The sequence below is a fragment of the Halalkalicoccus subterraneus genome (assembly GCF_003697815.1).
GTDB classification, from domain to species: domain Archaea; phylum Halobacteriota; class Halobacteria; order Halobacteriales; family Halalkalicoccaceae; genus Halalkalicoccus; species Halalkalicoccus subterraneus.
The window spans coordinates 1-16,765 of record NZ_RDQG01000072.1 but is presented as its reverse complement, the minus strand read 5'-3'; the positions used below and the strand labels follow the sequence as shown (position 1 = coordinate 16,765).

The window sequence follows — 16,765 nt, the reverse complement described above, 5'->3', positions numbered from 1 at the left end:
CTCGACGTAGGCCTCGGGCTGGTAGTAGTCGTAGTAGGAGACGAAGTACTCGACGGCGTTGTCCGGAAAGAGGTTTCTGAACTCCTCGTACAGTTGGGCGGCGAGCGTCTTGTTGTGAGCGATGACTAGAGTCGGGGTTTGAATGCCCTCGACGGTCCAGCTGACCGTGTTGGTCTTGCCCGAACCCGTCACACCCAAGAGGGTCTGGCGGTCCATGCCCGACTCGTAGCCCGAAACGAGCTGCTCGATCGCCTCGGGCTGATCGCCGGCGGGTTCGAAGGGAGCCTCGACGCGGAAGGGTTTCTCGGCCTCCGGTCTGTCCGGTTGGAGCGGGCCGGAACTCGTGTTACTCATTGAGTACGCAAGGGGTTCGAGACACTTCACCCGCTCGCCTGTAGGGTGAACTTGAACCGTCACGGGATACCCGATTGACCGTGCCGTCCGGCGTCCATCATCGATTTCCACTGATAGGAGCGACTGGAACGAGTGTCCCGTAGTACAGGGCGCGGATCAATCGAAGTCTTCCGATCACCGATAGTGATTACCACTCGCGCCCGCTACTCGCTGACGATGATCCTCGTCGTCCACAACGAGCCCGACCCCGACTCGCGCTACCACACCGAGGAGCTCGCACGCCAGTTCCCGAAGCGACGCGAACACGACTTCGCGAGCGAGGGTTCGGCCCCCGATCTCGGGGGATGCGACGGGGTCGTCCTTGCGGGGAGCACGGCGGGCGTCTACGAGGCCGACGAGCACCCATGGATGAGTGTGGAAGCCGAGTGGATCCGCGAGCTCGTTCGGGAGAGGATCCCCACGCTGGGCGTCTGTTTCGGCCACCAGGCGATCAACGGGGCGCTCGGCGGGCGCGTCGAGCATCGAGGACTTCGCCGTGCGCTCGTCGAGCCCGAGTTCGGCGACGACCCGCTGTTCGACGGCCTGAGCGGGGAGGTGGCGGCGGTCCACGGCGACTGGGTGGTCGAGGCCGGCGAGGGGATGGAGCCGATCGCCTCGCTTCCGGACTACCCGCTGTTCGCGACCCGCCACCGCGAGGTCCCGGTCTGGAGCGTCCAGTTCCACCCCGAGTGTACCGAGCGGTTCTACGAGGTCGTATCGAGGAAACACGGCTGGGAGCCCCACGAGAGATCAGTCGAAGCGTTCGCGGCGACGGGACTGTTCGGGAACTTCCGCCGGCTGGTTTCGGCCTCGCGGTAGCGATCCGGAGGGGCGCTCCTGCAGGGCGAACCCTCAACAGGGCCGCGCGAGTAGACCGGTTGGAATGGTGTTCGCGCTCGGCACCGATGTCCTGCTCGCACTCGCTCTCCTCTCCTTTTTCGGCGGGATTGTCGTCTCGACCATCGGTCCCGGCGGGATCCTCATCGTAACCGGGCTCTACCTGCTGACCCCGCTTTCGGCCGCCGAGGTCGCCGGTACCGCCAGTGCGACGTTCGTCGTCGGCGCGATCCTCGGGAGTCTCGTCTTCGCGCGCTCGGGCGAGATCGACTGGCGGGTCGCCGGCGTCGTGGGCGCCGCCGCCGCCGTCGGCACCTGGGTCGGCGTGCAGGCCAACGCCTACCTCTCACGCGAACTGTACGGACTGATCCTGGCCGCGATGCTCGCTGCGGTCGGGCTCAACATCCTCTACCGGGAGTACCGCGACCTCGAACCGCGGTTTCGGCTGGGACGCGAGGGAAGTGACCTCCTCGCGTTCGTCGCTATCGGGCTCGTCATCGGCGTCTTCGGCGGCCTCCTCGGTATCGGCGGGGCGGCGCTGTCGGCGCCGGCGCTCGTTCTCGTGGGCGTTCCCATGCTCGTGACGATCGCGATCACCCAGGTCGTCGTTCTCGTTACCGCGCTGTTCACGACCGCGAACTACCTGCTGCTCGATGCGGTCGTCACCCCGCTCGTATTCGTACTCACGGCGGCCTATCTCGCGGGCGTGACCCTCGGCTGGTGGCTCGCCCACCGGATCGCCGCCGACCGCCTGAAACTCGCGCTCGGGGTCGTCCTGTTGGGGCTCGCCGCGTCGCTCGTGATCTGACGTACATCGCCGAACGGGTCGTAACGATTATGCGACTAACAGCCCGATAGCGGGTCGATGAAGGTCACCGACGCGCTCGACGGCGCCGTCTCGACGCTGGTCGAAAAGCCCGCCGGCGTCCTTCCGGCGTACTTCGTCGGCTACGGCGCCGGGACCGTCGCGCGGACCGTCCCCCTGATCGGACTCTTTCTCGCCGTCCTCCTGTTGTTCGCACAGGGTCGGTTCGCGGCCCTCAACGAGGCGCTCGCCGAAACCGATTTCGACGCCTTGGAGGGGGCCACCGAGGACCCGACGGCCGCCGACCCCGACGCACTGCCGACCGAACAGTTTGATCAGGCGATCGCGGGCCTGTTCACGCCGGGCGTGCTCGCGATCGTCGGTCTCTCGGTTCTCATTGGAATCGCCGTCTGGATCCTCGTCGGTGCGGCCGTTCACGCCGGCCAGACCCACACCGTTTACGCCGCCCTGCTGGGAAGGGAGCCCGTCGAGTCGGGAGTGACGGGTGCGCTCCGGGACACCAAGCCCTTCGTCGGGCTCGCACTCCTCGAATACGGGCTCTACCTGCTGGTGACGCTCGTCTACGGGCTCGTCGTCTTCGTCGCGGGTGCGGTCTCCCTCGCCGATCCCGGGATCGGGCTGCTCGTCGCGGTCGGTGCCGCGCTGCTCGCGCCCGTCTGGTTGGTTTCCCTCCTCCTGATCGCCGCGGTCTTCGTCTTCGCCCCGCAGGCGGTGGTGATCGACCGGGTGGGGACGATCGGAGCGGTGAAACGTGCCGCGGGCTTCGTCCGGCGGCGACCCGGTGCGTTCGTCGTCTACGTCGTCATCGCGATCGGGATCACCGCGGCGGTCGCCGGGGCGACCGCGCTTCTCTCGATCCTCGGCGTTTCGAACGTCGTTTCGGTCCTGACACTGCTGTTCGTCACCCCCCTGCTCCACCTGCTGAAGACCGGGATCTACGTCGAGGGCGAACGAGTCGACACCCGTCCACTGCTCGCGGGGGAGGGCCGTGCTGTTCGGACCCGCCTTCGGGAGGGGTGGTCGAGGAGCATGGACTCGCTGGAGGCGTTTGTGGTATCGAAGGCGGGCCTCGCGCTGACGGGCGTGAGCCTCGTCCTGTTCGGGGTGGGAACGCTCGGGGGCTACCTCGCCGTCGGCGACGTCGCCCTCGGGACCGGCGGGATCGGGGATCCGACGATGGTCTTCGGTCCCTTCCCGCTCGACACCTTCGTGATGATCGCGGTGAACAACTGGCTGGTCGCGCTGGGTCAGACCTTTGCGGGACTCGCCCTCGGGATCCCGACCGCCGTCAATCTGCTGTTCAACGGGGTGGTCGTCGGGCTCGTCGCCGGGGTCAGTGTCGACCTCCTCGTGGTGGCCGCACTGATCGTCCCCCACGGCATCCTCGAAGTCCCCGCGCTCGCGGTCTCGGGCGCGCTGGGGCTTCACCTCGGACACGTCGGCTGGCGGCGCTTCCGAAGGGAGATCGATGACGCAACGCTCGCAGCGGAGATCCACACGGCCTTCTGGGTGATGGTCGGTCTGGCCACCGTCTTCGTCCTCGCCTCGTTCGTCGAGGCCTTTCTCACCCCCTGGATCGCGGGCTGGGTGCTGTAGCTCCAGTCGAAGCGGAGGGGTTGTGAACGTCCCCCATTGGATTTGTCGTGGATAGTAACTAGCCTGGAAGAATCGATGTGGCGGACGGGTTTCGTCGGTGGGAAAGACGGTGTCGGCCGCCGGGATCCCGCTCGGTGGTCCGTTCGACCGTGAACGTCTCGGATGGATTGGGGTGCGTTTCGAGTGGAACTACGGGACGACCCCCACGGTGAGAAGCGTACCGTAGGTTCGGTACCGCTCGACCATTTCTTCCCTGTCCTTCCAGTCGTCGGTCGGGAACTCGTTCTCGTCGGGGATCTCGATGTCGAGGTCGGGGATGGCGTCCTGCTCGGCGACGTGAAAGCCCGCCCTCCGAAACGCCTCGCGGTACTCGGCGCGCGACCAGCGGGTCATCTCCACGGAGATCCGGTCCTGCCACTCGTGGGAGTGGACGTTCTCCTCGTAGTAGTTGACCGCACAGAAGAACGTGCCGCCGGGACGGAGGATCCGGTCGAGTTCCGCGAGGGTGTGGTGGGGATCGCTAGCGTAGTAAAACGCCTCCATCGAGAAGACGTGGTCCACCGAATCGTCCGCGAGGGGAAGCGAGTCGAAATCACCCAGCAGGAACGCTATCGAGGGATCGTCGGTGTACGAGCGGGCGTTTCGCACCATCTCGGGCGAGCCGTCGATTCCATAGCCCCGGTCCGCACCCTTCGTATCCCGGAGCGCCCGGAGCGCGTATCCCGAGCCGGTACCCAGATCGAAGACGGTGTCGCCCGGCTCGACGGGCATGCGCGCCAGTGCGTGTTTGGCGGTGTGCCAGTGGCGCTCCTCCATTCCTCGATCTCTTCCTTGGGCCGCCCAGTCGTCGAACTCCTCGCGGACGCTCATTGGGAGGTCGTCGGTCGGCGGGGACAAAACCGGTTCGGAACGCGTCAGTTCACCCCCGAGACGATCGCGAGGAGGGCGATCGGGCCCGGTCGTACGATCCACCCACGCTTAAGGTGATTCGTCGGTTGGCTCTGGTATGGACTATACGTTGGCGGTCGAAGGCGCACCGGAGACAGTTCCGGGCGGTACCGGCGTTCTCCTCCTCCATCCGAGCACCGGCGAGACCGACCGTATCGACACCGACTTCCTCGCGACCGACACCGACCACTTCCTCGTCATTTCGACACGAACCACCGCCCGCGAGGTCGAGCAGAAGCTCGACTACTACGACGTCGACGAGTCCCGGGCCGTGATCCTCGACACCCTCTCGGTCGAGCGGGGCTACTCACGGCGAAGCGGCGAGAAGGTCCACTACGTTTCTGCACCGCACGATATCGAGGGAATCCTCTCACAGGCCCGTGACTTCCTCGAGAGCCACGACGGAAAGCTCCGCATCACGGTCGATTCGGTGACGGAACTGATCTACTACGCCGAGGAGGATGCCGTCTACGACGCCATGGGCGAGCTGCTCGCGCTCCTCGAGGAGTACGACGCCGTCGGGCTCTTTCACCTCTCGAAGGAGGTCCACGACGAGGAAACCGCACAGAAATATGTCGAGCTGTTCGACGGGACGATCGATTTGGATGCGGACGGCAGCGTCAGCTGCGAGTTCTAGGCCGTTACTCCCCGTTGAGCGTCGCGAACGTCTTTTCGGCCCACTGCACCGCGAACGGAGCGCCGTGTTCGCGGTACGCCTTCGTATCGAGCGCATCGAAGGGCGCGGGGAGAGCGAGGTCATGTTTGATCGCGCTACAGGCCAGTTCGGTCGCCTCCGCGAAATCGAGTTCGTTCGTGGCGATCAGCGAGGGGAGATCACCCACCCGACCTTCGAGACGCTGGCCGGCGTCGACCCACGCCTCGTATAGGTCGGGCTCCTCTCCCTCCCACCCCGCGAAGACCTCGCGGGTGTGAAGCCCGCGCCAGCCCGCAAAGAGGGCCGTCGCGATCTGATAGGTCCCGTTGGGACCGAGCCCCGTTGTGCGCGCGAGGTCGGGGTAGTCCGCGCCGAAGAAGCCGACGAACTGTTCGGGGAACTCGAACCCGATCTCGACGAGCGCTTCGGCGATCAAGAAATCGACGAACCCCTCGGGGACACCCTCGACACGGGCCTTGACGAAACAGATCGGCGGGGTCGTCTGGGTCGTCCACGCGACGCTCCCGGCACCCGGCATCCCGACGACGAGGTCGGACCCGGCGTGTCGCCGGGCGATCTCGGGGACGCCCTCGGGGAGCCACCCCTTCGGGTGGCTGACGGGGGAGATCCCCTCGGTGATCACGGCCAGTTCGTCGAGCGCCTCGGGCGGCAGGGTCTCGAAATCCCCCTCACAGTCGAGGACGAGCGCCCCCGGAGTGTGGTTTTCGCGCACACGTGAAAGCGAGGGCGAGAGGGCACGCTCCGTGAACATCAGACGAGGAACGCGTAGTAGGCGACCAGCGTGAGCGAGAGGGCCGCCGAGATCGCGATCGTTCCGACGACGATCTTCGTAGCTTGGCTCATACCGGTCGAATCGGTAGCCTGCCGTATAAATGGTGAGCATCCACGCCTCACTGTCGGAACGCCACACCACCCCCGCTTCGGGTGAACCCGAGCGCCCGATCCGGTACTCGTCCGCCGATCGATGCGCGTTGTAAGCGAAACGGGGAACCGGTCGGTCGAAGGGGTAATGGCGCCGTCAGTCCTCGAGACCGCGCCGGAACGATTCGGGTACCTCGATGACGTACCGGCCGTTCTCTTGGAGCGCGATGATGAACTCCTCGCGCTTGTAGAGCTCCATCAGGTTGAGTTCGTACTGTCCGTGATCGACGATCCGAATGCTCTCGAACTGGTCGTTCAGCTCCTCGCGGAGCTCCGAGAGATCGGACGTCGCCTCGTCGGGTTCGGAACCGGCGTCGGGCTCGGACGACGGGAGCTCGTCGGCGTCGACCACCGAGGAGCGAGCGTCGGCCTGCGCGCGGTCCTCACGGTCGTCCGCGGCCGACGGGTCGGCTCGCGGTTCGTCGGACGTTTCAGGCTTGGCGTCGGATTCGGCCCCGTCGGGGAGGAACTGGAACTTGTTGCCACCGCACTCCGGACAGCCTGAAAGCATCTCCTTGGAGCCGTCCTCGAAGGTGTGGCCACATTCCGTGCACTGATGGGGCACGGTTACTCTCGTGAGACGAGTGCGCTGATGAGCGACTCGTCCTTGTGGAGGGTCTCGATCTGGTTGGCGGGCCCGATCACTGTGAGCTTCTTCGTCTCCCCCTTTCCCATCAGCCGTCCGAGGAAGCCGCCCCCGCCGGTCTGGGACTTGGGGTAGGTCTCGATCTCGATACCGTTGAACCCATCGGGGTTGATCTCGCTCATCGTCACCTCGATGAGTTTCGACTCCTCCTCGGGGGTCAAACCCTCCTCAAGGATGACGATGTTGCCGTCGTGGACGCCGTCGAGGATCATCCGGATCTTCTCCATGCTCGCGAGTTCGTCCATGCGCTCGCCGCTGATGAGGTCGATCTGCACTCCGTTGCCGTCCGAACCGGTTATCTCTGCCATTCGATCACCCGAAGTACTCCGCGATCTTGTCGTACACTTCGTCCATGTTCTCCCCTTCGAGCGCCGACAGCTCGACGGTTTCGTGCTGCGGGAAGGCGTTCTCGATCCGTTTGACGTTCGCCTCTTCCAGGTCGATCTTGTTCGCGAAGATCAATACGGGGAGGTTCTGGCTCTCGATGATCCCCACCAGCATCGTGTTGACCTGCGTGAAGGGGTCGTCCGTACTGTCGAGCACGTAAATGACGCCGTCGACGTCCTCGCGCAGCCAGTGCATCGCCTCGGCGACGCCCTCGGTGGCCTCCCGCGAGCGCCGGACGGCGTCCTCCTCCTCCATGTCGTAGTCGAGGAACTCGTTGTAGTCGACCTTCGTGGTCACCCCTGGGGTGTCAACGATGTCGATCGAGACCGACTGACCGTTTCGCTTTATCTCGACGTTCTCCTTCCGGCGGGCACGTCGGGTCTCGTGTGGTACGTGACTCTCCGGGCCGACCGCGTCGCCGGTCCAGTCACGGGCGATTCGGTTCGCAAGCGTCGTCTTGCCCGCGTTCGGCGGGCCGTAGATGCCGATCCGCTTCTGCGTATCGGTAGCGAAGAGCCGATCTGCCGCGCGTGAGATACTATCTTTGATATCTGTGAACAGTCCCATCCTGTCCTCCCGCGCCAGACGGCGCGTCCATGCGCGTAGACGAATAGTTAGGGGTACTTAAGCCTGCGTCAGACACCCATACGATATGTGATGTGAAACTCTCCCGGGCCGGCTGAGGGATCGAACTGGAACGTATCAGAACCCAATATCGGGACTACCTTCCATCGATTCGACGTGAGGTGGGAACTCTCGGTGTCATCCCCCCACCCCTTCGTTTCGACTGGAGACGCTCGATCCGACGGGCCCCGATCGCAAATCGAATAAATTCCACTAGTAAAATATATCTAGACAATAAATATTCTATTCTAGCTAAACTCTACTACTGTACTACGGATCTGGTTCTCTCTCTATAGTCTTAGTAGTTTCCTCTTCTATATCCCTTCGAGGGGGAGGGGGGCGTCTCGTTTCCGTTCCACCCGAAACGAAGGGGTGGGGGGTTCAGTTAAAACATCAGAAAAGATAGAAGTATTACCCACTCGAACAGCACTCGTGACGGAAAGACAGTTTTAAGGTCCGCTGTAACCTTGGGTTCGGCTGCACTACGTTTCACTCATCGTCCGCTTGGATGCCCTCATATCGATCGTTTCGGACGGTTCTAGCGCCAGTATGGGTGTTCGAGCGGCAACCTCCAGTTGAAACAGGGGGGTTCGAGGACGGGAAACGCACGATCCATGACAGCGAACGATTCACCGGACGGGGACCGCGCGGACGACGAGGAGCAAGACAGATCGTTTGCCGTCGACGTCGAGGACGTCCTCGAAGAGGGAGTGCTCGAGGAGTCGGAATCGGGTTCGCAGGGGCTGTTCGACGACCTGCTGGCCGGCGACCCGATCTTCGAGAACAAGGAGGTCCTCAGACCGTCCTACACCCCCCACGAACTCCCGCATCGCTCGGAACAGATCAACAAGATGGCGACGATCCTCGTCGCCGCACTCCGGGGTGAGACGCCCTCGAACATCCTCATCTACGGGAAGACCGGGACCGGAAAGACCGCGAGCGCGAAGTTCGTCAGCCAGGAACTGGAACAGACCTCGAAGAAGTACGACGTCCCCTGCGAGGTCGAGTACATCAACTGCGAGGTGACCGACACCCAGTATCGAGTGCTCGCGCAACTGGCCAACAAGTTCATCGAGCAGAACGAGGCCCACGTCGAGCGTCGGCTCTCGGATCTCGCGGATCTGCGCGAGGCCGTCGAGGAGGGGGCGACCGCACTCGAAGCGACCCCCTTCGAGAACACGGGGCAGATCGACTCGCGGATCGAGGGGCTCGAAGGGGAACTCGAGGAGATGGAGTCGGTGCCGATGACCGGGTGGCCCACCGACAGGGTGTACAAGGAGTTCTTCGACGCCGTCGACTACCGCGAGCGCGTCGTCGTCATCATGCTCGACGAGATCGACAAGCTCGTCGAGAAGTCGGGCGACGACACCCTGTACAACCTCTCGCGGATGAACTCCGAACTCGACAACTCGAGAGTGTCGATCATGGGGATCAGTAACGACCTGAAGTTCACCGACTTCCTCGACCCGCGCGTCAAATCCTCGCTGGGTGAGGAGGAGATCGTCTTCCCGCCGTACGACGCGAACCAGCTCCGGGACATCCTTCAGCACCGCGCGGACATCGCCTTCGAGGACGCCGCGCTGACCGACGACGTGATCCCGCTGTGTGCCGCGTTTGCCGCCCAGGAACACGGCGACGCCCGCCGGGCGCTCGACCTCCTCAGAACGGCGGGCGAGCTCGCCGAGCGGAGCCAGTCCGAGCGCGTCGACGAGAGCCACGTCCGCCAGGCTCAGGACAAGATCGAACTCGACAGGGTCGTGGAGGTCGTACGGACCCTCCCGACCCAGTCGAAGCTCGTGCTCTTTTCGATCGTCCTCCTCGAGAAAAACGGCGTCCACAACGTCAACACGGGCGAGGTGTTCAACATCTACAAGCGCCTGTGCGAGGAGGTCGACGCCGACGTGTTGACCCAGCGCCGCGTCACCGACCTCATCAGCGAACTCGACATGCTGGGGATCGTCAACGCGATCGTCGTCTCGAAGGGGCGGTACGGCCGCACGAAGGAGATCAGTCTGTCAGTTCCGATCGAGGAGACGGAAGCCGTTCTACTCGCGGATTCGCGGCTCTCGGAGATCGAGGAGATCCAGCCCTTCGTGCAGGCTCGTTTCGACAACTGAACGGTCGATCCGTCCTGCTACACCTGTTCTCGAAGAGCTACGCGACTATGGGGTCGGCCCACTTTGTCGGCGCGGTCCATCCGTCCGAAGTTGGAGTGTCCACCGAAACCGGTGACGTATCGAGGACGACCTGTGGCGTGCCGCCGGCGGCAAGTTCGGAGAGTTGTAGCCGGACCCAGCCCAGCCACGGGATGCGGACCTCGGCGGTGCCGATCACCCACTCCTCGGCGACGGGCCCGCTGATCCCTCTGGCCTGGTCGTATCGCTGGTTCGTCACCTCGTTGTCGCCCTTGGTGATGAACCCGGCGTTGGGCGCGGGGCAGTTGCGGAGTTCCTCGCAGTCGGCCGCGTTACCGACGTGCTCCGGATCGGCTCGGTCATACCAGTTCTCGCCCTCCTCGACCCAGAAATGCGCCCGGTGGATGATCGGTACCTGCCGGTCGTTGCCGTTTGGTTCGTAGATGATCACGTCGCCGTACCCGTTGAACTTCTCGTAGCCCGACTCCTGGCCCGCCTCGTAGGTCACGACACCAGTCGAGCCGTAGGCGGCGTCGTTCACGAACCGGTCGTTGTCGGTGATGAAGACCAGATCGTTGGGATGCATGTTCGGCTCCATGCTCCCGCTCTCGATGGCGACCATCGGCGGCCAGACGCCCGCCAGCGAGAAGAGGAGCAGTCCGACGACCAGCACCATCCCGACGCTGACGAGGAACTCCCGAACCACCATCGCGCTGCCGCGGTCGACGGTCCAGAACCAGCGAAGCCAGCCCCGGACGGTTTCGGGGCGATCCGCTCGTTCGCCGTCGTGTGTCGACTCCTCGTCGGAGGGCGACCGACCGTCGCCGGGGGAACTCATTGTCACTCCTACTGGGGCGTTCTGGTTTCAACCTTCTGGGTCCGCCTTTCGGCACGCTTTTCATTCTACCCCCTGTATCCTGGGGTCGTGCCCGGAGAGACGGACAGACGGATCATCGCCGAACTCGCCGCCCGCGGCTACAACGCCGACCGCGAGGCCGTCACCCTGCTCGCGAGCGCGTCGGACCCCGAACGCGCCCTCGACCGAGCCGTCGAGGCCGCACCTCCCGACGCCTTCAAGATCACCGGCGACCACCTCCGAGAGGTCGTCGAGGGGGACACCCGCGACTCGCCGCGTACTCCCACGACCACCCCGAACCCCGACCCCCCTGTTTCCGATGCAGAAGGATCCGATAGCGTCGCCGATGGCGGCGCTGTCACTCCAGTCGAAACGAAGGATAGGGGTGACGACTCGGTTCCGACGACGAACGAACCCGGCGGCGACGGCGAGCGGGTTCCGACCGACCCCGAAGAACGGCTCGTCGATATCCTGGGCGATATCACCGGCCAGAGTACGGGAACCGGCGAGTACTCGGAGTTCGTGACCGTTTTTCGCGATCGCTACGAGCGCCTCGCCGGCAAGCTTCGAGGACGAGTCAACCACCGGCCCGCCGACGCGATCCAGTCGATGCCCGGCGGAAGCGACGCCGAGATGATCGGAATGGTCAACGACATCCGCTCGACCGCGAGCGGTCACTGGTTGATCGAACTCGAGGACACCACTGGTGTTTTCCCATGCCTGGTGATGAAGGACCGTGAGATCGCGGACCTCGTGAACGAACTCGTCTACGACGAGGTGATCGCGGTTCGGGGAACGCTCGCCGACGACGCGGGCATCCTCTTCACCGACGAGATCTTCTTCCCCGACGTCCCCCACACCCACAAACCGAACACCGCCGACAGACACGTCCAGGCCGCGCTCATCTCGGACGTCCATGTCGGCAGCCAGGAGTTCGCCGCCGACGCCTGGAGCCGCTTTGCCGACTGGCTCCACACCGCGGAGGCCCAAGACGTCGAGTACCTGCTGCTGGCGGGCGACATGGTCGAGGGTGTGGGTATCTATCCGAACCAGGACGAGGAACTCGACATCGTCGACATCTACGAGCAGTACGAGGCGTTCGCGGAGTACCTGAAGGAGGTTCCCGGCGATCTGGAGATCGTCATGATCCCCGGCAACCACGACGCGGTGCGTCTCGCCGAACCCCAGCCGGCCTTCGACGAGGAACTCAGAGGGATCATGAGCGCCCACGATGCCCGCATTACGGGCAACCCCTCGACCGTGACCATCGAGGACGTTTCCGTGTTGATGTACCACGGGATGAGCCTCGACGAGATGATCGCGGACTTACCTGAAGAAAAAGCGAGCTACGATAACCCCGAGAAGGCGATGTACCACCTGCTGAAGAAGCGCCACGTCGCGCCCAAATACGGCGGGAAGATGCGGATCGCACCCGAGGAACGCGACTATCTGGTGATCGACGAGGTGCCCGACGTCTTCCACACGGGCCACGTCCACAAGCTCGGCTTCGGCACCTACAACAACGTGACCGCGATCAACAGCGGCTGCTGGCAGGAACAGACCGAATTCCAGCGCAGCGTCAACATCGACCCCGACGTGGGCTATGCTCCGATCGTGGATCTGGATACGCTCGACGTCACGGCCCGGAAGTTCACCTGAGCGGGGCCGCCGGGATGGTGGGTCGGGAAATTCTGCTCCGGATGAGTAGGGTTATTTGTCCGCTTTTGCTATCAACCCCCATGAGCACGACACACGCGGGTGAAAACGCATGCGCGTCGTAGCGAAGTTCGGCGGCACCAGTTTGGGAAGCGGCGACCGGATCAACCGCGCCGCCGACTCGATCGCGAGCGCGGTCGCGGGCGGCCACGAGATCGCGGTCGTCGCGAGTGCCATGGGCTCGACTACCGACGATCTGCTGGAGGACATCACCTTCGAGACCGACGAGGCGGACAAAGCAGAGATCGTCAGCATGGGCGAGCGCACGTCCGTGCGGATGTTGAAGGCCGCACTGGCCTCGCGCGGCGTCGAGGCGATCTTCGTCGAACCCGGCCGCGAGGAGTGGCCGATCATCACCGACGAGTACGGTGAGGTCGACGTCGAGGAGACCCGCCGGCGCGCGAAGGAACTCGCCGCTGACCTCGATGGGGTCGTCCCCGTTATCACCGGCTTCCTCGCCGAAACTCGTGAGGGGAGCGTCACCACACTGGGGCGAGGTGGAAGCGACACGACGGCCGTGATGCTGGGCAAGTACATGGACGCCGATGAGGTGGTCATCGTCACCGACGTCGAGGGCGTGATGACCGGAGACCCCTCCGTGGTCGAGGGTGCGCGAAACGTCGGCGAGATTTCGGTCGACGAACTGCGCAACCTCTCGTTTCGCGGTGCGGAGGTCGTCGCCCCGTCGGCGCTCTCCTATAAGGACGGTCGGATGGGCGTGCGCGTCGTCCACTACCAGCACGGCGACCTACTGACCGGCGGAACGAGCATCGAGGGCGAGTTCGAGAACCTCGTCGACATGCGCGAGGAGCCACTGGCCTGTGTGACGATCGCGGGCCGGGCGATTCGCAACCGGCCGGGGATCCTTTCGGATCTCTCGGCGCCGCTGGCCGGGGAGGGGATCAACCTCGATGCGGTCGCGAGCGGGATGGACTCCGTTACTTTCTACGTCGACACCGACGCCGCAGAGGAGACCGAGGCGATCCTACACGAGGCGGTCATCGAGGACGACGCCCTTTCGAGCGTGACCCTTGAGGGAGATTTCGCGGTGATCCGCGTCACGGGCGGGGAACTCCCCAACCAGTCGGGGATCATCCAAGGGGTGATCACGCCGATCGCAGAGCAGAACATCACGGTCCACGACGTGATCACCAGCGCGACGAGCGTCGCCGTCTTCGTCCCGTGGGCCGACCGCGAGCGAACTCTCGAAGTGCTCCAGAGGGCGTTCTGATCACTGCCCCTCGCGGAGCCGAGCCCCGATTCGCCCGGGAAGCCCTGCCTCCTCGACGGCGTCGATCACCCGCTCGATATCGTACTCGACACGTCGTTCCTCGACGGTCCGATCGTCGAGGTCCACGACCGCGTAGGCCCCTCTGGGATCGCCGTCACGGGGCTGACCGACGCTGCCCGGATTGCAGACGATCCCCTCCTCGTAGACCTCATGGACCTGAACGTGGGTGTGGCCCAACACGAGCAGTTCCTCCTCGTCCAGAAGGTCGGGCCCGAACTCCTCGGGGTAGGTGTAGTGGTCGGGGTTCTCGGGGTGGCCGTGGACGAGCTTCACCTTCCCATCTAGCTCCGTTCGTTCCTCGGGGAGCCCGGCGAGCCACTCCAACTGCTCATCGGAGAGCTCCCGACGGGCGTGCTCGACGCCGGCCTTCGCCATCGCGTTGAACCGGAAGGCGGTGTCGCTGGCGACCGCGCGGTCGTGGTTGCCCATCACCGTCGGAATTCCGCGTTTCCTCACCGTCTCGAGACAGTCCGCGGGCCAGGGGTTGTAGCCGACGACGTCGCCCGCGCAGAGCAGGCGATCGACCCTGGGCATGTCGTCCAGAACGGCGTCGAGCGCGACCCGGTTCGCGTGGATGTCTGAGATGAGGCCGACGCGCATACCCGAGGCGAGCGCGTCCAGAGGTATGTATTCTCGGCCTCGGATACCGAGCTACTCGAGCCGTTCGCCCGCCGGAATCACGACCTCGAGCCAGTTTTCCTCGGGCGGGAGTGGACACTCGAAAGTTTCGCTGTACGCACAGAAGGGGGTGTACGCGAGGTTGAAATCGACCACGATCGAGTCGCCCTCCGCGAGGTCGTCCTCGGCCGCGAGTTCCATGTAACGCCCGCCCTCGTAGGTCATCTGGCCGGTGGTCTTGTCCCGAAAGGGGACGAACAGCGCGCCATCAGTGCCTTCCTGTTCGTAGCCCGCGAGTTCGAGTTCCGTGTCCGCAAGGTCGGGATCCTCGCGTTCGAGATCCATCGTCAGGACCACGGTTCGGAGATAGCGGACCTCCCCTCCGGCGGTGGTCTCCATGTAGACCGGGTCGGAAGCGGGATCCTCGGGGATCGAGACCGTCGCCTTGAGGCGGTACTGTGGGTCGGGCTCGAAGTAGTCGAGTCCGTCGAACCCCCCTCGTCCCTCGGGCGGGATCGGCGACTGGGGATGGGTCGAAAAGAACTCGTCCTTCTCGTCGCGTTTCTCCTCGAGTTCCGCCCGCCAGTCCTCGACGTCGAACTCCGGATCGTCGGCCATACCTCAGATACCGACCAGCGACGGGTCCGCCTTTCGGTCGCTCGGCCGCTCGATCTCAGAGGATCGTCAGGGCGAGGACGGCGATCAGGATCGAGAGGGGGACCCCGATGGCGAGCAGCGTCCGGAGCGGGACGTGGACTCCCCTGTCGGAAGCGGCCTCGAGCGTGACCCGGTTCGCGTGGACATCGGAGACGAGGCCGACGCACATACCCCTCGTAGGGGGAGGTGGGCCTTCAGTCCTGTCCGTTCTCGATCGCCCAGGCGAACTCCCCGTCCTCACGGATCACGCCCGCAGCACAGACCGCGTGCTCGAACTCGTGATCGTAGACCGTCCCGGCGGCCTCCGCGGCGCTTCCGGGCGCGAAGTCGATCCCCTCGGGTGTGTCCCTCTCGTAGGTCGCCACCAGCGTCGGTTCCTCGACGCGCTCGACCAGCAGCGCGTCCCTCCGGACGATACCTATGACGCCGCCCTCCCCGTCCAGCACGCCCGCGATCCGCGGGGTGTCGTAGTCGTCCTTCTCGTAGTCGAGCGCGAGCAGGCTCGAAGCGAGCGCGTCCCGGGCGGGATAGCCCATCCCGATTTTCTCGGCGATCGGGTCGACGTGCGAGCCGTTGCCCAATATGGCTTCGTTTCCGGTGGAGCGAACGCAGTTGTAGGAGACGTAGGGGTTATCGGTCTCCGCTGCCTCCTCCGTCGGGCCGACGGTGAGGCGGTCGTCGCGCTCGACGATCCGGCGGTTCGGGAACGAGCGCGAGGAAACGCGGTAGGCCCCGCAGTCGGGGCCGACGATCAGGAATCGGCCGACGTACATACACGTCCGTGCTTACCTCGTGGACAAGTAGATATCGGTCTATACACGGACGGGTTGTGTGTCTCAGTCCCACAGATGGTCGGAACGCGCAACGCTTACATTGTAGCGACCGATACGGACGGTTGCAAGCGTAGTCCCATGGGGTAGTGGCCAATCCTGAAGCCTTCTGGGGGCTTCGACACAGGTTCGAATCCTGTTGGGACTACTCGCACTTCTCCGCGCTTCTACGGCTGGACCACTGTCCCATCCGTGTCCGATACACGACCATCTCGGACGGGAGACCGCGTCGCGTCTCAGGACGTATATTTATTATTGAGTGTACCACGTGTTAATCCGACAGCCATCTCATGGTATCTCTCGACACCGTTTTCGACCTCTTGCGCAAGGAACGCCGTCGATACGCGTTGTACTACCTCGACCGACGGGAGGGCCAGGTATCGATCGAGGAACTCACCGAGCAGGTCGCGCGGTGGGAGGACGAGTCGCCCGGCGAACCCGCACCCGAGAAGTACGACCGGGTCGAACTCTCCTTGCACCACACTCACCTCCCGAAGACCGCGAGCGCGGACTTCATCGAGTACGACGCCGAGGCCGGTGATATCAACGTCCACGGCACGCCGACGGAGTTCGATGCGGTGCTGACGGTCGCGGAAGTGTTCGAGGAAAACGGGAGTTCCGAGTAGGACGTTCGACCGTCGTGTGTGGTCTCAGCGCATGCAGACCCGCGTCACGGAAGCCTTATCCGTTGAGGGAGCATTGGTCTATTTGTAATGGCGAAAGGCGAAGTTGATTTCTTCAACGACACTGGCGGCTACGGTTTCATCTCGACGGACGACGCGGACGACGACGTGTTCTTCCACATGGA

General features: G+C 64.3%; 21 protein-coding genes and 1 tRNA gene. 10 read left to right on the top strand and 12 right to left on the bottom strand.

Features of this window, described 5'->3' with window-relative positions:
* A partial coding sequence (locus EAO80_RS15365) for a DEAD/DEAH box helicase family protein (RefSeq protein WP_162994040.1) occupies nt 1-354 on the bottom strand: 354 nt, incomplete at its 3' end.
* A 183-nt stretch (nt 355-537) separates the two neighbouring features.
* On the opposite strand from EAO80_RS15365, the gene EAO80_RS15360 reads away from it, so the two are divergent.
* The 3 genes from EAO80_RS15360 to EAO80_RS15350 all read left to right on the top strand — a co-directional run bounded on the left by EAO80_RS15360 (nt 538) and on the right by EAO80_RS15350 (nt 3,652).
* Nucleotides 538-1,212: a type 1 glutamine amidotransferase gene (locus EAO80_RS15360; RefSeq protein ID WP_211330724.1), complete on the top strand. Its 675-nt coding sequence runs from the start codon at nt 538-540 to the stop codon at nt 1,210-1,212.
* A 64-nt stretch (nt 1,213-1,276) separates the two neighbouring features.
* Nucleotides 1,277-2,038 carry a sulfite exporter TauE/SafE family protein gene (locus EAO80_RS15355; protein ID WP_122090747.1) on the top strand — a complete coding sequence of 254 codons (762 nt, stop codon included), beginning with the start codon at nt 1,277-1,279 and terminating at the stop codon, nt 2,036-2,038.
* A 57-nt stretch (nt 2,039-2,095) separates the two neighbouring features.
* Nucleotides 2,096-3,652 carry a stage II sporulation protein M gene (locus EAO80_RS15350; RefSeq protein ID WP_122090746.1) on the top strand — a complete coding sequence of 519 codons (1,557 nt, stop codon included), beginning with the start codon at nt 2,096-2,098 and terminating at the stop codon, nt 3,650-3,652.
* A 189-nt stretch (nt 3,653-3,841) separates the two neighbouring features.
* Here the strand turns inward: EAO80_RS15350 and EAO80_RS15345 are convergent, their stop codons facing one another.
* Nucleotides 3,842-4,522, bottom strand: a complete 681-nt coding sequence (locus EAO80_RS15345) for a class I SAM-dependent methyltransferase (protein ID WP_122090745.1) — start codon at nt 4,520-4,522, stop codon at nt 3,842-3,844.
* A 136-nt stretch (nt 4,523-4,658) separates the two neighbouring features.
* Here EAO80_RS15345 and EAO80_RS15340 point away from each other — a divergent pair, with 136 nt between their 5' ends.
* A complete protein-coding gene (locus EAO80_RS15340) occupies nt 4,659-5,237 on the top strand; it encodes a DUF7090 family protein (RefSeq protein WP_122090744.1) in 579 nt (192 codons plus the stop codon).
* 4 nt (nt 5,238-5,241) lie between these two features.
* Here the strand turns inward: EAO80_RS15340 and EAO80_RS15335 are convergent, their stop codons facing one another.
* From EAO80_RS15335 to EAO80_RS15315, 5 genes are all read right to left on the bottom strand, one after another.
* The gene (locus EAO80_RS15335) at nt 5,242-6,027 is read right to left on the bottom strand and encodes a DUF7089 family protein (protein WP_122090743.1); all 786 of its coding nucleotides are present in this window, start codon (nt 6,025-6,027) and stop codon (nt 5,242-5,244) included.
* On the bottom strand, nt 6,027-6,119 hold the full coding sequence (locus EAO80_RS15330) for an adenosine deaminase (RefSeq protein ID WP_122090742.1): 93 nt from the start codon (nt 6,117-6,119) through the stop codon (nt 6,027-6,029). Before EAO80_RS15330 ends, EAO80_RS15335 begins: the two co-directional genes overlap by 1 nt.
* Before the next feature lie 175 nt (nt 6,120-6,294).
* On the bottom strand, nt 6,295-6,762 hold the full coding sequence (locus EAO80_RS15325) for a Zn-ribbon domain-containing protein (protein ID WP_122090741.1): 468 nt from the start codon (nt 6,760-6,762) through the stop codon (nt 6,295-6,297).
* Between the two features lie 2 nt (nt 6,763-6,764).
* Nucleotides 6,765-7,151: a DUF2073 domain-containing protein gene (locus EAO80_RS15320; RefSeq protein WP_122090740.1), complete on the bottom strand. Its 387-nt coding sequence runs from the start codon at nt 7,149-7,151 to the stop codon at nt 6,765-6,767.
* Between the two features lie 4 nt (nt 7,152-7,155).
* Nucleotides 7,156-7,797, bottom strand: a complete 642-nt coding sequence (locus tag EAO80_RS15315) for an Era-like GTP-binding protein (RefSeq protein WP_122090739.1) — start codon at nt 7,795-7,797, stop codon at nt 7,156-7,158.
* Nucleotides 7,798-8,468: 671 nt separating this feature from the next.
* Between EAO80_RS15315 and EAO80_RS15310 the strand changes: the two genes are divergently transcribed.
* Entirely contained in the window at nt 8,469-9,971 is a 1,503-nt protein-coding gene (locus EAO80_RS15310) for a Cdc6/Cdc18 family protein (RefSeq protein WP_122090738.1), read from the top strand.
* 37 nt (nt 9,972-10,008) lie between these two features.
* Here EAO80_RS15310 and EAO80_RS15305 read toward each other — a convergent pair whose 3' ends face one another.
* Nucleotides 10,009-10,827, bottom strand: coding sequence for a S26 family signal peptidase (locus EAO80_RS15305; RefSeq protein WP_245998645.1), 819 nt, complete (start codon nt 10,825-10,827; stop codon nt 10,009-10,011).
* A gap of 87 nt (nt 10,828-10,914) precedes the next feature.
* Between EAO80_RS15305 and EAO80_RS15300 the strand changes: the two genes are divergently transcribed.
* Both EAO80_RS15300 and EAO80_RS15295 read left to right on the top strand, forming a co-directional pair.
* The gene (locus EAO80_RS15300; protein WP_122090737.1) at nt 10,915-12,504 is read left to right on the top strand and encodes a DNA-directed DNA polymerase II small subunit; all 1,590 of its coding nucleotides are present in this window, start codon (nt 10,915-10,917) and stop codon (nt 12,502-12,504) included.
* 109 nt (nt 12,505-12,613) lie between these two features.
* Nucleotides 12,614-13,792: an aspartate kinase gene (locus EAO80_RS15295; protein ID WP_122090736.1), complete on the top strand. Its 1,179-nt coding sequence runs from the start codon at nt 12,614-12,616 to the stop codon at nt 13,790-13,792.
* Here EAO80_RS15295 and EAO80_RS15290 read toward each other — a convergent pair whose 3' ends face one another.
* The 4 genes from EAO80_RS15290 to EAO80_RS15280 are packed head-to-tail and all read right to left on the bottom strand — an operon-like array spanning nt 13,793 to nt 15,900.
* Nucleotides 13,793-14,452 carry a metallophosphoesterase family protein gene (locus EAO80_RS15290; RefSeq protein WP_122090735.1) on the bottom strand — a complete coding sequence of 220 codons (660 nt, stop codon included), beginning with the start codon at nt 14,450-14,452 and terminating at the stop codon, nt 13,793-13,795.
* 51 nt (nt 14,453-14,503) lie between these two features.
* On the bottom strand, nt 14,504-15,088 hold the full coding sequence (locus EAO80_RS15285) for a DUF1684 domain-containing protein (RefSeq protein WP_122090734.1): 585 nt from the start codon (nt 15,086-15,088) through the stop codon (nt 14,504-14,506).
* A gap of 55 nt (nt 15,089-15,143) precedes the next feature.
* Complete coding sequence (locus EAO80_RS19870; RefSeq protein ID WP_162994039.1) at nt 15,144-15,296, bottom strand: hypothetical protein; 153 nt, start codon at nt 15,294-15,296, stop codon at nt 15,144-15,146.
* 25 nt (nt 15,297-15,321) lie between these two features.
* Complete coding sequence (locus tag EAO80_RS15280; protein WP_122090733.1) at nt 15,322-15,900, bottom strand: IMP cyclohydrolase; 579 nt, start codon at nt 15,898-15,900, stop codon at nt 15,322-15,324.
* A 132-nt stretch (nt 15,901-16,032) separates the two neighbouring features.
* On the opposite strand from EAO80_RS15280, the gene EAO80_RS15275 reads away from it, so the two are divergent.
* The 3 genes from EAO80_RS15275 to EAO80_RS15265 all read left to right on the top strand — a co-directional run.
* A tRNA-Gln gene (locus EAO80_RS15275) sits at nt 16,033-16,105 on the top strand.
* A 142-nt stretch (nt 16,106-16,247) separates the two neighbouring features.
* Nucleotides 16,248-16,583: a DUF7344 domain-containing protein gene (locus tag EAO80_RS15270; protein ID WP_122090732.1), complete on the top strand. Its 336-nt coding sequence runs from the start codon at nt 16,248-16,250 to the stop codon at nt 16,581-16,583.
* Between the two features lie 87 nt (nt 16,584-16,670).
* Nucleotides 16,671-16,765, top strand: a 95-nt coding sequence (locus EAO80_RS15265) for a cold-shock protein (protein ID WP_162994038.1), incomplete at its 3' end; no start/stop codon positions are given.

Coding starts and splice junctions, on each gene's coding strand:
- EAO80_RS15355 (WP_122090747.1), top strand. CDS start 1,277: ATGGTGTTCGCGCTCGGCACCGATGTCCTGCTCGCACTCGCTCTCCTC.
- EAO80_RS15350 (WP_122090746.1), top strand. CDS start 2,096: ATGAAGGTCACCGACGCGCTCGACGGCGCCGTCTCGACGCTGGTCGAA.
- EAO80_RS15345 (WP_122090745.1), bottom strand. CDS start 4,522: ATGAGCGTCCGCGAGGAGTTCGACGACTGGGCGGCCCAAGGAAGAGAT.
- EAO80_RS15340 (WP_122090744.1), top strand. CDS start 4,659: ATGGACTATACGTTGGCGGTCGAAGGCGCACCGGAGACAGTTCCGGGC.
- EAO80_RS15335 (WP_122090743.1), bottom strand. CDS start 6,027: ATGTTCACGGAGCGTGCCCTCTCGCCCTCGCTTTCACGTGTGCGCGAA.
- EAO80_RS15330 (WP_122090742.1), bottom strand. CDS start 6,119: ATGAGCCAAGCTACGAAGATCGTCGTCGGAACGATCGCGATCTCGGCG.
- EAO80_RS15320 (WP_122090740.1), bottom strand. CDS start 7,151: ATGGCAGAGATAACCGGTTCGGACGGCAACGGAGTGCAGATCGACCTC.
- EAO80_RS15315 (WP_122090739.1), bottom strand. CDS start 7,797: ATGGGACTGTTCACAGATATCAAAGATAGTATCTCACGCGCGGCAGAT.
- EAO80_RS15310 (WP_122090738.1), top strand. CDS start 8,469: ATGACAGCGAACGATTCACCGGACGGGGACCGCGCGGACGACGAGGAG.
- EAO80_RS15305 (WP_245998645.1), bottom strand. CDS start 10,827: ATGAGTTCCCCCGGCGACGGTCGGTCGCCCTCCGACGAGGAGTCGACA.
- EAO80_RS15295 (WP_122090736.1), top strand. CDS start 12,614: ATGCGCGTCGTAGCGAAGTTCGGCGGCACCAGTTTGGGAAGCGGCGAC.
- EAO80_RS15290 (WP_122090735.1), bottom strand. CDS start 14,452: ATGCGCGTCGGCCTCATCTCAGACATCCACGCGAACCGGGTCGCGCTC.
- EAO80_RS15285 (WP_122090734.1), bottom strand. CDS start 15,088: ATGGCCGACGATCCGGAGTTCGACGTCGAGGACTGGCGGGCGGAACTC.
- EAO80_RS19870 (WP_162994039.1), bottom strand. CDS start 15,296: ATGTGCGTCGGCCTCGTCTCCGATGTCCACGCGAACCGGGTCACGCTC.
- EAO80_RS15280 (WP_122090733.1), bottom strand. CDS start 15,900: ATGTACGTCGGCCGATTCCTGATCGTCGGCCCCGACTGCGGGGCCTAC.
- EAO80_RS15270 (WP_122090732.1), top strand. CDS start 16,248: ATGGTATCTCTCGACACCGTTTTCGACCTCTTGCGCAAGGAACGCCGT.